The following is a 12,998-nucleotide window of genomic DNA, read 5'->3' as shown; positions in this document are numbered from 1 at the left end:
CGCGCCAGGCTTCGTGGGTTCTCGAAATAAATCCGGGAACGGTTGCATGAGACGTCGCCGCTTGCCCCGCGTTGCGGACACGATTCCATCATTGTGATTTGGTCTATTCCATGGACCCGCCAACAGTCCGTGACAGCCCGTCTGCGAGAGTGGCCAAACAGGCCTGCGCAAACATTTTCAAATATCTCATGCGCTTGTTTAAACCCCACATCTGTAAAAGCCTCTTGCATTTAGTTTTACATCAAACTATATAGTTTGATATCAAACAAATGGAGATAGTGATGAACAGGCGAAAATTTATAGCATTGATCGGTGGTGGTATTGTTCTGGCGGCTGGCGGCGCTGCCGGTTACGCGGTGACCCGACAACCAACAGACGCATTGAAGCCTTGGGCCAATGCGGGTGTCAGCTACAGCGACCCTCGCAAAAAAGCATTGTCCCATGCCATTCTGGCGCCGAACCCGCATAACCGGCAACCCTGGCTGATTGATCTGTCACGCACGGACCAGATGGTTCTATTTGTCGATACGGATCGGCTGTTGCCACATACCGATCCCTTCAACAGGCAGATTACCATTGGCCTTGGCTGCTTTTTGGAGCTGTTGCGGATGGCTGCTGCCGACGACGGATTTGATGTGGTCTTTGATCTGTTTCCAGACGGTGAAGACGCAACGCAGTTGGATCAAAGACCCGTTGCAATTGCGACGTTCATCAAAGACCGAGCAGTCAAGCGTGATCCCCTGTTTGCTCATGTCTTTGATCGTCGGTCCTTGAAAGAGCCTTATGATATGGCGCGCCCGGTTGCCTCTGCAGCGCTTGCCCGTATTGAAGATAACATTCAAGAGGGCGTTGGCAGCTCCAATGACCCGGCTCGTGTAGATGAATTGCGCAAGCTGACCCATGAAGCCATGCGTATAGAAGTGGAGACGCCGCACACATTCAAGGAAAGTGTCGATCTGTTTCGGATTGGCCACGCCGAGATTGAAGCCAATCCGGACGGTATCGATTTCTCCGGGCCCTTGTTTGAAGGCATGCATCTGACCGGTCTTTTCACTCGTGAGCAGACCCTGGATACCAGTTCCAGCGCCTATGCACAGGGTATGGATTCTGTTCTGGAAAGTGCTGATACGGCCATGGCCCACATCTGGCTGGTGACACCCGGCAATACACGCATAGACCAGATTCATGCAGGGCGGGACTGGCTGCGTATCAACCTGGCAACCACAGCCGAAGGTTTGGGCACTCAACCCATGAGCCAGGCCCTTCAGGAATATTCTGAAATGGCGGGACTGTACGAAAAAACCCATGCTATGTTGGCGCCAGAGGGTGGCACTGTGCAGATGCTTGCGCGGCTTGGGTTTGCAGCACCGGTGCCGCCAAGCCCACGCTGGCCATTGGATGCCAAGATTATCAGGAATACAGTTTGAACAGTGACGAAAAGCGGAAGTTGACCTTCCAGTTCTTCAATGAAATCGGGATTATTCAACAGCTCAGCACAACGGCTTTCAACCGGAAGATGCCGGATGGTCTTCACGTGTCACACTTTGCCGTCCTCAACCACCTTATGCGGTTGGGTGATGGCAAGACACCGCATTCCATTTCTGACGCGTTTCAGGTCACCAAGGGCACAATGACCCATACGCTGGGGGCCCTGTCGAAGCGGAACCTGATTGCCATCCAGCCACATCCGTCAGACGGACGCAGCAAGCTGGTTTTTCTGACCGATGCGGGTCGCAGCTTTCACAAAGATGCCATTGAAAGTCTGAACCCGTTGATCGATTTGCTGTCACGCAATGTGGATCTCGACACGATTACCCGGATGCTGCCGGACCTTCAGACCATTCGCGAAGCGCTGGATAATAATCGGGACGCCTGAAAGCTATTTGCAGCCATCAACGGTACAGAAGCACGGGAATTTTCACGGTCTGAATCATCGCCGTTGTTGTCGATCCAATGATGAGGCTCCTGATACGGCTATGGCCGTAAGCCCCCATGACAAGCAGATTGAAGTTTTCTTCGGAGACCAATTTACCGAGAACTGCTTCCGGTTCGCCGGAAGCGACACGAAATGATGCTTCCAGATTGGCACTGCGCAGAATAGCCACCGCTTGTTCGGCGGTTGCCTGCGCTTTTGCACTGCTATCGTCAATACAAAGCACGCTGATTTCGAGATCGCTGAAAACCAGGCTGGTGGAAATACGATTGATGGCAACCTTGGCGCTGGCGCTGCCATCATAGGCAACCAGAACCTTGGAGATTGGCTTGAATTCTCGAGAGGCGACAAAAACCGGCACTTTCGACGTGCGGACAATCCGTTCCAGATTAGAGCCCAGATGCCCGGTGGCAAAATCCGCGCCCTCGCCCCGTTTGCCGATGATGATTGCGCGTATGTCGTCTTCGATCTCGCGGACAGCATCCAGGAGATCTCCCTTGCGCAATCGCAGGTTCACTAGCGGAACCCCATCCTGGTCCAGGATGTTTTTCGCATCTTCCAGAATGGCATGCCCTTTTGCCTGAGCAAGCTTGGCGCGCTGTTCATCGAGAGATGACAGCTCTTTCAACAGTGCCGTTCGGGCACCAAGGCGCAAGGCACCGGAAAGATCGGTGGAGACAGCACCTTCACGGCGACCAAGCACGTGCATGGCTTCAACGCTGGCATTCAGTTTTTTGGCGATCCATGCCGTATGATGGCAAACGCTCTCAGAGTAAGCCGAGCCATCCAGCAACGTTAGTATCTTGTCCATCGTGTTCCTCCTTCAGTGCCCCATCAACGTGTCCATTGCGCCGGGCTTGTCATGGATGGCAAGCTTATCGACCAAAGTCTCAGACGCATCATTCATGCCGATGACCTGAACATCAGCCCCTTCCCGGCGGAACTTCAGAATTGCCATATCCAGCGCCTGGACCGAGCTGATATCCCAAATATGAGCGCGGCTGACGTCAATGATGACACGGTCGGGTGCCTCACGGAAATCGAAGGCATCCACAAAGTCTTCTGTTGATCCGTAAAAGAGCTGTCCCTCAAGCACATAAGTGCGCTCACGACCATCTGCAGAAAGGCTGGAATTGACATGGAAAAGTTGTGCAATCTTCCTGGCAAAGAAGATGCCGGACAACAGCACACCAACCAACACGCCGATGGCAAGGTTGTGCGTATAGACAACCGTAACGACGGTCGCGATCATGACGATGGAGGACGAACGAGGGTGAAAGCGCAAATTCTTGATTGATGACCAGGAGAAGGTTCCGATCGATACCATGATCATGATGGCGACCAGTGCAGGCATCGGGATGCGTGACACAAGATCGCCAAGCCCAACCACGAGAATCAACAGCACGGTCCCCGCCGTGAATGCGGACAAACGCCCGCGTCCACCGGATTTCACGTTGATGATCGATTGCCCGATCATGGCGCACCCTGCCATACCGCCGATGAAGCCCGTCGCCGTATTGGCAATGCCTTGACCGATGCACTCCTGGTTACGGTTGGATTTCGTGTCGGTCAGGTCATCCACGATGTTCTGGGTCATCAGGCTTTCCAAAAGCCCCACAACCGCAACAGCGACAGAATAGGGGAAGATGATGATCAGGGTCTCGAGCGTCAGCGGCACTTCCGGGATCAGGAAAATCGGCAGGGTGTCAGGCAATGCGCCTATATCCCCAACAGTGCGCACATCCCAGCCCATAAAAAAGACGGCAGCCGTCAGCACCACAATGGTCACAAGCGGCGATGGAATCGCCGTGGTGATGCGCGGAAAGAGATAGATGATGGCAAGGCTCACAGCGACCAGAACATAGGTCAGCCAGGATACACCAGCGTTGGCCAGGTTCAACTCCGGGAGTTGTGCCATGAAGATCAGGATAGCCAAAGCGTTGACAAAGCCCGTCATCACGGACTTTGATACATAGCGCATGTAACGCCCAAGTTTGAGCAAGCCTGCACCAATTTGTATCAAGCCAGCCAGGACGGTGGCCGCCAGCAGATATTCAAGGCCGTGATCCTTCACGAGCGTAATCATCAGGACAGCGGTGGCCGCAGTCGCCGCCGAAATCATGCCGGGACGTCCGCCTGTAAAAGCGATCAGAACGGCAATTGAAAAGGAGGCGTAAAGCCCCACTTTCGGGTCCACACCCGCGATGATGGAAAAAGCGATGGCTTCGGGGATCAGCGCCAGCGCGACGACGATTCCGGCAAGAACATCGCCGCGAATGTTGCCGAACCATTGCTGTCGATAGTCTGAAATTGAGATCATAAACAGTCCAATACCCTTGATGGGAAATCCTTCGCAAGAAGGTCCCGCAGCATGGCTTGGGTATTCTTGGAATTGTCCGGCGGATCAGCGGCCGGAAGAGCCACCCGGATTTTCACCGGGTCCACACGTTATCATCAGGGCATAGACATGGTTTTTCAGCCAAACTCAAGACCCAAAAACATATTTCGCAAGGTGTTGCGGGATCTGGGGGATTTCGATCAAAATCCCAAGGATCGCAGAAAAGAGGTGTTCATGAGCACCGCTCAACGCAAATTTCTACATAAACCTCGCATTTTACTGCAATCCGACTGGAATGGCGGATAAATCCACAGGCGTATCAAGGCCGCCCCGCGTAGCACATCAACGCAATCAGGAACCTGTGAACTTACCGTTCCGGTATCAGACCTCTCGGTGCAAAGCGCAGGGCCAGCACCAGAATAAGGCCCATGAGAACCGGTCGGAGATGAGGAGCCGCTTCTATGAGGTTGCCGCGAATGGGGCTGTCTTCTGCCAACAGGCTGGACAGGCCATCCATGAGGGCAAAGCCTGCAGATTCAGACTGGATCCAAACGAACCAGATGAGGAAGCCACCGAGTACCGAGCCCATATTGTTGCCAGATCCACCAACAATCACCATGACCCAGATAAGAAAGGTGAATCGCAGCGGTTGATAGGAGCCCGGTGTGAATTGCCCATCCAGCGTCACGAGCATGGCGCCGGCAATGCCGCAAATGGCTGAGCCCAGAACAAAGACCTGCAAGTGTCTACGCTTCACATCCTTGCCCATCGCCTCTGCCGCGTCAGGCCGGTCGCGGATCGCGCGCATCATGCGGCCCCAGGGTGAATAGAGTGCTTTCTCCGACAGGTAGACCAGCGCGATCAGCACGATTGCAAACAAAGAGATATAGGCAAGCTTGACCGCAATGCTGGATAACGCAATGGGATCCATGCCCAAATTTTGTGCAAGTGAGAGGAATGCAGGATCCGTCTGCAGGTCGACTTCATAAGGAACCGGGCGCGGCAGGCTGGTGACGTTTTTCACGCCGCGGGTCAGCCAATCTTCGTTCTTGATAACGGCAAGAATGATTTCAGCAATGCCCAGTGTCGCGATCGCCAGATAGTCCGAGCGCAGGCCTATGGCAATCTTGCCGATGATCCAGGCAGCACCAGCGGCCAAAAAGCCACCGAGCAACCAACTGAACAGGATAGAGATGCCCATGCCGCCGAGGTAGCCGGTCCGTGACGGGTTGACGGCTTCAATAGCGTCTGTCGCTGGCCCAAAGTAACGCGTGAACAGCAGATACCCGATGATCAGAACCGAGGCGGTGGCGATCAGACGAACCAGACCGCCAAGCTTGGCGCGCACCAGAATAACAGATGCAATCGTTGCGCCAATAATAAGTGCCGACAGACCAATGCCAGCTCCACCGGCTGACCATGCTTCCGGGACAGGATTGGCGGCAACCAGTACAGCTGCCACGCCGCCAAGCGCTGCAAAACCCATGGTGCCAGCGTTGAACAGGCCAGCATAACCCCACTGCACGTTCACACCCAGGGCCATGATGGCGGAGATCATGCAGAGCTGCACAATCGTAAGTGCAAATAACCAACTTTGTGCAAAACCGGTAAAGGCAAGCAGCGCTGCCATGACCGTGAACAGGAACCATGGCTGATGCAGGAGAGTGGTATTGGTCTGTGAAATGCGAGTGGAACCGCTCATAGCACGCGCCCCTTGAAGATGCCGGTGGGTCGTACAAGCAGCACGATGACCAGAAGCATAAAGGAGATCGCAAACTTGTATTCGGTCTGAATTAATTGCGCGAGGCCCTCGACCTCAAAGCCTTCTGGACCCAGATATTCGAACACGCGCCGGTAGGCGTAGGTGAGTGAAACCTCTGAAAAGGCTATCACAAACCCGCCGACAACAGCGCCAACGGGTTGGCCAATGCCGCCCAGAATAGCAGCCGCGAACATAGGCAGCAGCAGCTGGAAATAAGTGAACGGGCGGAAACCCTTGTCCAGCCCATAGAGCACGCCTGCAATGGTGGCCAGCGTCGCTGCTATGATCCAGGTAATTTGAACCACACGCTCCGGCTTGATGCCAGAAAGCAACGCCAAATCTTCATTGTCAGAAAAGGCGCGCAGGCTCTTGCCAGTGCGGGTTTTCTGTAAAAACCAGAACAGGGCGCCCATGACGACAACCGCAACCACAACTGTGATCACTTGTGTTGTACGCAAGGCCAAACCTTCATCGAGCCCTGTCATCTCGCGGAATTCGCGGGCCCGGATGATGAAGCGAGAGCCATCGGCAAAGGAGACATCACCGACGCCAATGAAAATGCGCACCAGACCGTTCATCATGAACATCACGCCCACCGAGGCCATGACAAGAATAATCGGATCGACCTTCTTGTCGCGGTAGAACCGGTAGATGATTTTGTCGGTTCCAAGTACCAGGCCAATCGTAAAGGCAATCGCTACCGGCAAGGCAATCAGAGCAACTGGTAATGGCCCAAGAGAAAAACCCACGGCCTGTAAACCCCAGGTGCAGAAAATGGCAATCATCGTGCCGAAGGCCATGGTGTCGCCATGGGCGAAATTGGCAAAGCGCAGGATGGAAAACACCAGCGTAATGCCCAGCGCTCCAATTGCGAGTTGTGCGCCATAGGTGATGGACGGGATGAGAACGAAGTTCGAAAACAGTACGAAAGCGTTGGCAAATTCATGCATCAGCTTTGATCCCCACCGAGGAATGTGGCACGCACTTCATTGTCTGCCAGGAGAGCTGCCCCAGTATCTGTAAAGCGGTTCTGGCCTTCCACCAGCACATATCCAGTGTCAGCGATTTCCAGCGCCTGGCGGGCATTCTGCTCAACCATCAAAATCGCAACGCCGGTTTTGGCAATCTCCAATATCCGGTCGAACAACTCGTCCATCACAATGGGTGAAACACCAGCGGTTGGTTCATCCAGAATCAGCAATGTCGGCTCAGTCATCATGGCCCTGCCCACAGCAACCTGCTGGCGTTGACCACCAGACAGTTCGCCAGCCTGCTGGTAACGTTTATCTTTGATGGCGGGGAAAAGCTCATAGACCTTATCGATCACACCTGCGCCGCCATCATGACGCAGAAAAGCGCCCATCTGCAGGTTTTCTTCTACTGTCATGCCGGGAAAGACATTGTCGGTTTGCGGCACCATGCCCATACCGGCTGCCACGCGCGCTTGCGGCGCCAGGCTTTTGATGGATTTACCTTCAAAGGTCACACCGCCTTCACGCAAATTCATCATGCCAAAAATGGCCTTGATGGCAGTGGATTTGCCAGCGCCATTCGGTCCAACAATCACAGCGACCTCGCCCTTGTCGCAGGTGATGGTGCAGCCCTGCAGAATGTCGGCTGCGCCATACCCGCCGCGCATGTCAGTGGCTTGGAGTAAGCTCATGGTGCCACGCCTTCTGGGTTTGATGCTGTGCTTGGCGCTTCATTTTCGTGTTTGGCAGCCTGTTTGCGGCCAACTCCCAAATAGGCTTCGATCACGCGCTCGTCCTTGCGGACTTCCTGCGCGGTACCTTCCACCAGCACCTTGCCCTCGGCCATGACAATGACAGGATTGCAAAGGCGGGAGATGAAGGCCATATCATGCTCGATCATGCAGAACGTGTAGCCGCGCTCTTTGTTAAGGCGGATGATTGCGTCGCCAATGGTGTTGAGAAGCGTGCGGTTAACACCGGCCCCGACCTCATCAAGGAAGACGATTTTCGCATCCACCATCATGGTGCGCCCAAGTTCCAGTAGCTTCTTCTGACCGCCTGACAAATTGCCTGCACGCTCATCAGCTATGTGGGAGAGATTGAGGAAGGCAAGAACCTCGTCGGCCTTCTCGCGAAGCTCGGCTTCCCTCGCCTTGACTTCGGTCGGCTTGAACCAAGCGCTTATCAGGGATTCACCGGGTTGCCCTGGTGGCACCATCATCAGATTATCCCGCACTGTGAGGGAAGAAAACTCATGGGCGATCTGAAAAGTGCGCAGCAAGCCTTTGCTAAACAAGTCGTGTGCTGCAAGCCCGGTAATGTCTTCGCCGTCCAGCTCAACCTTGCCCGATGTGGGAGGGAACGCACCAGCGATGACGTTGAAAAGGGTGGTTTTTCCGGCCCCGTTGGGCCCGATCAATCCGGTAATAGTACCCGTCTTGATCTCGATGGAAGCGCCATCGACAGCATGAACGCCGCCGAACCGCTTGTGCAGATCCGTAACGCGGATCATCGCATCTCCACTTTGTTTGGGAATGTGGGGTGTAGCACCTGGGTCAAGGAAAGTGGCCATCCGGTTTAATGGACGGCCACCTCCAACTCATGCAAGCTTAAAAAGCTTAGCGCATCCGCACGTCTTTAAGGGCGCCGTCGACGAGTTCATACTCACGATAAACGCCAGTAGACTCACCCGGCTCAATCAGTTCAACGCCCGAAGCACCGACATAGTCAATGTCTGTACCAGCGGCCAACAGTTCCAGCCCACGGGCCAGTTCTCCAGCAGCAATCTTCTCGCCCGGTGCGTTGGCGACCGCCATTACATGTTCAGCGGCAGCACCAGTGGCTTCACCGGCAGCCTGCATAGCAAGCAGAAGCAGCGCGGCTGCATCGTAGCTCTCGCGCACGTAAGGTCCGTCAATACCAATGCCTGCAGCTTCGGAAATCGCCACGAACGGATCATCGCCTTCAACGGCAGAACCGGGCAATGTGCCAAACCAGGTTTCCAGATCATCGCCAAGGCTCTCAAGCAGGCTCGTGCCATACATGCCATCACCGCCAACGAATACATCGAATGCGCCGGTATCAATAGCCGAGCGCATTACGCCCAGTCCGCCCTGGTCAATATAGCCAAGTACGACAAGGGCATCACCGCCAGCAGCGGACAATGCACCAACTTCAGCAGAATAGTCGGCGCGGCCATCTTCGTGAGCCGCTGAAAGAGTTACCGTGCCGCCAATTCCCTTATAGGATTCAACAAAGGCATCAGCAAATCCCTTACCATAATCATTGTTGGTGAAGGTCACAGCAACTTCGTCAATGCCACGGTCCATTACCACCTGAGCCAGAATAGCACCCTGGCGGGCATCGGACGGTGACGTACGGAAGAACAGGCCATTGTCTTCAATGGAGGACAAAGCCGGTGATGTGGCAGATGGCGAAATGTTTATGACGCCTTGCGGAACAGTAACGTTGTTCACCACAGCAGTTGTCACACCGGAACAATCGGGACCAAAAATGGCCGCGACACCTTCCGAAGAGAGGAGACGCTCAGCAGCTGATGTGGCAGCGGCGGCATCAATGCAGGTTGAATCGGCGCGAACCGGCGTCACGGTCTTGCCGCCCAGGAAAGCACCAGATTCCGATACTTCTTTCATGGCAAGCTCACCTGAAGCTCCCATGGCTGGCGTGATGGATTCAAGTGGACCGGAGAAGCCCAGGATCACACCAATCTTGATTTCGTGATCATCTGCCAAGGCTGCAGTAGCGGTCATCAGAGCAGCAGTGCTCAATCCGGCGAGAAAGATTTTTTTCAATTTTAGTTCCCCCTATTAGTACGACATATCTTGTCGATTTGGATACGTATGAGTTGTTTTATGTTTGTGGCACCAGCTGCCATGAAACAGACGAGCGCGCACATTCTACCGTCTTTTCTTAGATAAACATCATTTCGTCTCAAATCATACGAGAGTTTAGCCATCAACGGAATAAAATCAACATGACGCTTACCCAATGGCTGAGATCTCGTGAATTGGCAGTCATCAGGACTTGGAAGTAACGCAGTAAGACCGGTGTCGGTTCCAAGATCCGCCATGTTAGAGCAATTCTAAACTATACAATTTGACTCCACTTATGTGCAACGCTAAACATGACTCACGATATCATGTTAAAAGATTTGGGAAATGAACGCCTTCAACTGTCATTCATGTGAGAACAACCTTTTCAACACGCCGGAACGGCTGGTGCTTGAAGGGTATCGTCACTGGGTCGCCGGAATGGCGATTGCCCAACGACCTGATCTGGCGCGCATCGAAAGCCTCTACAGCGAATATTTACCATTCAAGCAGGTTCAGCCTGCCCTGAGCGCGTTAATGGGCTTCATCAATGCACTTGGTATTTGTTCAACCTGTCCTTTGAAAACCTTTCAGGTCGGATCGGGGCATTTGTGTAAGGATGAAGCCATGGTGCTAGCCCTGATTGCCGCGCTACAGTATGGCGACGCGGAAGCGGCTGAGTTAAGTCTGACAAGTCTTTCCTGCAAAAACCGTTGCGCCGAGGTGGCTGTCGCAGCAGGCGAACTTGCCCTCATCCTCAAGAGCGCAAATCATGTTCTTATGCCGATTTCGATTTCTGTCATGGAGAACATTCTGGCATTCAGCCGTGCCACCCGGCATGCCGGGGATGCAGAATCTCATCCTGCACCCCTTACGCTTCACTGAAGGCCAGCGGGATCATGCCTCATTTGGATAGTGTCAAAAATGATTTGGGAAACACCATATTTTTGGGGCGGGATTCAAACTGACAATGATTGTTTGCAGCTGTAATTTTATCACGTCTCAGGAGATCGAAGAGGTCATCACCAGCTTTCTCGATCTGGATGAATGGCAACTTATAACGCCTGGCAAAGTTTATCACGCCATGAAAATGCGCGGCAAATGCTGCGGCTGTTTTCCCGGCGTCATAGATATCATCATTCGCACCAGCGAGACTTATCACGCGCAGCGACAGTCGCCCCATGACAAGGTCATACCGTTCATTAAACGGATACGCGATGAGCATGAACGTTGCGAAACAGCCCGTCGCCTGGCGCTCCTCAGAAAAACACAACAAGCGGCTTGATTTTTTCCAGAATTGGCGAAGAAAAATATGGCCAACTCAATGCGGGCGTGGCTGACGGAAGCAAAGCGGATTTCAAAATTATGAATTCAAGCGCGGCATAGCCGAGGCGCGATCCTGGACAAACCTATTTGAACGGAATAGCCAGTTGCGCTGCCTTGCAGGTCTCTGTTTTGGGCGGCGCTATGCCCCAATGGTCGATCCGGCCCGGTGGCCAAGTCCAGTCTGCAGGGCCGCCGACGCGGTATGTCTCATCGATCTGCAACATTTCCGCCGTGTGTTCTATGACAATGCCGAATGGATCAACAAAATAGGCAAAAACATTGTCGCCGGGACCATGTCGTCCAGGGCCCCAGCCCATTGGATGGTCTTCGTCCACCATGCGGCCTGAGGCTTTCATCACATCTTCCCAGTTGCGGTGATTGAAGGCGATGTGGTTGAGCGTTTCAACCGGCGCCCTGGCCAGCACAATTGTGTGGTGGTCGCTGTTGGTGCGCACAAACCCCATGATCTTGCTGCGGTCCGAAACTGTGAACCCAAGACCGTCCACATAGAAGGCAATATCACGCTCCAGATCGGTGGTGTTGATGTTGAGGTGTGACAGGCGGTCCGGACGACTGTGTTCGGTGAAATCTTCTGCGACGCGGTCATCACCCTGCACAATGCGCAAACGCCGCCCGACTGTATCCAACATTGAGAAACCGGTTCCGCCACCAAAATCCGATAGCGGCGCAATGCCGCCTTCCGCCTTGCCACCGGCAGCCTCAGCGCGTGTGAGAAGAGTAGCCAGATCTGTGCTGTCTGCAGCCCTTAGCGTGTAGGAAAGCATTACCGGCGCATTGCCCTGGCTCAAGCGCACTGTATAGGGATCATCTCCCTCACACCGCAAATAGACATGGCCCTGCGAACGCGCCGCCTCTGTCAGCCCCCATATTCTGGTGTAGAATGCTGCGGCCTGATCCAAATCCGGCGCTTCCAGTTCCACACTGCGAAGGCCACTTATGGGAAATCCATCGGTCATTGCAGTCTCCCTTTGATAGATCAGGTTTCATCCACGATATGGCTGCTTATCGAACCCACACCGGACACGTGCACTTCAATCGTATCACCGGCTTTCATCCAGACCGGCGGCGTACGTTTTGCGCCCACACCACCGGGTGTTCCTGTGACAATCACATCGCCGGGAGACAGCGGTGTGAAGGTTGATACATAGGCAATGATGGTGGGTATTGGGAACAGCATGTGATCCAGCGTCGCGCTCTGCATCACCTCACCATTCAAAACCGCTTTCACCTCGATGCGGTCCAGATCATCAATTTCGTCCAGTGTGACCAGTTCCGGCCCGAAAGGCGCAGTGCCGGGAAAGTTTTTGCCTGGAATAAACTGGCGCGTATGCCATTGCCAATCGCGCAATGAAGCATCGTTGAAGCAGGCAAAACCGGCCAGATGGTCCATGGCTTCTGATTCAGGAATGTTGCGTCCGCCTTTGCCAATGACAACGGCAAGTTCTGCTTCAAAATCCAGATCAGACGACACTTTCGGCCGTATGATCGGATCATCTGCGCTGATCAGCGTATCGGCAAAACGGGTGAAAATGGACGGATGTTTGGTTTTATCGCGGCCTGTTTCAACGCGATGGGATTCGTAATTATGCCCCACGCACAAAATCTTGGATGGATTTGGGATCACCGGCAGCAACCGGACCGAAGCTCGCTTCAGACGTGGCGCATCGCTTGTCCCGTCAAGCTTGCCCGCAGCAATCGCCGTCTTTAAATCTTCCGCCGCGCCATCAAGCGCTCCCAGATCAACAATCTCGTCGTCCTCGACACGGCCCCATGACTTGCGGCCACCGGCCTCAAAACTGATAAATCGCATTTGTTT

General features: G+C 54.0%; 13 protein-coding genes and 1 other annotated feature. Of the genes, 4 read left to right on the top strand and 9 right to left on the bottom strand.

What is annotated here, in order from left to right:
- The first annotated feature begins 281 nt into the window (after positions 1 to 281).
- On the top strand, positions 282 to 1,427 hold the full coding sequence (locus RAL91_RS06505) for a twin-arginine translocation pathway signal protein (RefSeq protein ID WP_306260735.1): 1,146 nt from the start codon (positions 282 to 284) through the stop codon (positions 1,425 to 1,427).
- On the top strand, positions 1,424 to 1,876 hold the full coding sequence (locus RAL91_RS06500) for a MarR family winged helix-turn-helix transcriptional regulator (protein WP_306260733.1): 453 nt from the start codon (positions 1,424 to 1,426) through the stop codon (positions 1,874 to 1,876). The genes RAL91_RS06505 and RAL91_RS06500 overlap by 4 nt, the downstream gene beginning before the upstream one ends.
- A 16-nt stretch (positions 1,877 to 1,892) precedes the next feature.
- Here the strand turns inward: RAL91_RS06500 and RAL91_RS06495 are convergent, their stop codons facing one another.
- From RAL91_RS06495 to RAL91_RS06465, 7 genes are all read right to left on the bottom strand, one after another.
- A complete protein-coding gene (locus tag RAL91_RS06495; RefSeq protein WP_306260731.1) occupies positions 1,893 to 2,744 on the bottom strand; it encodes a universal stress protein in 852 nt (283 codons plus the stop codon).
- Positions 2,745 to 2,756: 12 nt separating this feature from the next.
- Positions 2,757 to 4,253 carry a SulP family inorganic anion transporter gene (locus tag RAL91_RS06490; protein WP_306260729.1) on the bottom strand — a complete coding sequence of 499 codons (1,497 nt, stop codon included), beginning with the start codon at positions 4,251 to 4,253 and terminating at the stop codon, positions 2,757 to 2,759.
- Between the two features lie 70 nt (positions 4,254 to 4,323).
- Positions 4,324 to 4,379: a sequence feature (sul1 is cis-regulatory element that is thought to sense ions involved in sulfur or methionine metabolism; They are found in Alphaproteobacteria), on the bottom strand.
- A 259-nt stretch (positions 4,380 to 4,638) separates the two neighbouring features.
- Positions 4,639 to 5,973: a branched-chain amino acid ABC transporter permease gene (locus tag RAL91_RS06485; protein WP_306260727.1), complete on the bottom strand. Its 1,335-nt coding sequence runs from the start codon at positions 5,971 to 5,973 to the stop codon at positions 4,639 to 4,641.
- Positions 5,970 to 6,983: a branched-chain amino acid ABC transporter permease gene (locus RAL91_RS06480; protein WP_306260725.1), complete on the bottom strand. Its 1,014-nt coding sequence runs from the start codon at positions 6,981 to 6,983 to the stop codon at positions 5,970 to 5,972. Before RAL91_RS06480 ends, RAL91_RS06485 begins: the two co-directional genes overlap by 4 nt.
- Complete coding sequence (locus RAL91_RS06475) at positions 6,983 to 7,696, bottom strand: ABC transporter ATP-binding protein (RefSeq protein ID WP_306260723.1); 714 nt, start codon at positions 7,694 to 7,696, stop codon at positions 6,983 to 6,985. Before RAL91_RS06475 ends, RAL91_RS06480 begins: the two co-directional genes overlap by 1 nt.
- Entirely contained in the window at positions 7,693 to 8,517 is an 825-nt protein-coding gene (locus tag RAL91_RS06470) for an ABC transporter ATP-binding protein (protein WP_306260721.1), read from the bottom strand. Before RAL91_RS06470 ends, RAL91_RS06475 begins: the two co-directional genes overlap by 4 nt.
- A gap of 106 nt (positions 8,518 to 8,623) precedes the next feature.
- On the bottom strand, positions 8,624 to 9,817 hold the full coding sequence (locus RAL91_RS06465; protein ID WP_306260719.1) for an ABC transporter substrate-binding protein: 1,194 nt from the start codon (positions 9,815 to 9,817) through the stop codon (positions 8,624 to 8,626).
- A gap of 366 nt (positions 9,818 to 10,183) precedes the next feature.
- Here RAL91_RS06465 and RAL91_RS06460 point away from each other — a divergent pair, with 366 nt between their 5' ends.
- Together RAL91_RS06460 and RAL91_RS06455 are read left to right on the top strand one after the other, a co-directional pair.
- Positions 10,184 to 10,720, top strand: a complete 537-nt coding sequence (locus RAL91_RS06460; RefSeq protein WP_306260717.1) for a hypothetical protein — start codon at positions 10,184 to 10,186, stop codon at positions 10,718 to 10,720.
- Between the two features lie 85 nt (positions 10,721 to 10,805).
- Positions 10,806 to 11,120 carry a bacterioferritin-associated ferredoxin gene (locus tag RAL91_RS06455; RefSeq protein WP_306260716.1) on the top strand — a complete coding sequence of 105 codons (315 nt, stop codon included), beginning with the start codon at positions 10,806 to 10,808 and terminating at the stop codon, positions 11,118 to 11,120.
- Between the two features lie 124 nt (positions 11,121 to 11,244).
- Here RAL91_RS06455 and RAL91_RS06450 read toward each other — a convergent pair whose 3' ends face one another.
- Positions 11,245 to 12,138 carry a VOC family protein gene (locus RAL91_RS06450; RefSeq protein ID WP_306260714.1) on the bottom strand — a complete coding sequence of 298 codons (894 nt, stop codon included), beginning with the start codon at positions 12,136 to 12,138 and terminating at the stop codon, positions 11,245 to 11,247.
- A gap of 20 nt (positions 12,139 to 12,158) precedes the next feature.
- Positions 12,159 to 12,992 carry a fumarylacetoacetate hydrolase family protein gene (locus RAL91_RS06445; RefSeq protein ID WP_306260712.1) on the bottom strand — a complete coding sequence of 278 codons (834 nt, stop codon included), beginning with the start codon at positions 12,990 to 12,992 and terminating at the stop codon, positions 12,159 to 12,161.
- Positions 12,993 to 12,998: the final 6 nt, after the last annotated feature.

Origin of the sequence: Pararhizobium sp. IMCC21322 (assembly GCF_030758295.1) — a bacterium.
Taxonomy (GTDB): domain Bacteria; phylum Pseudomonadota; class Alphaproteobacteria; order Rhizobiales.
Note: the sequence above shows the minus strand (reverse complement) of the source record. Positions and strands in the feature narration are given on the sequence as shown.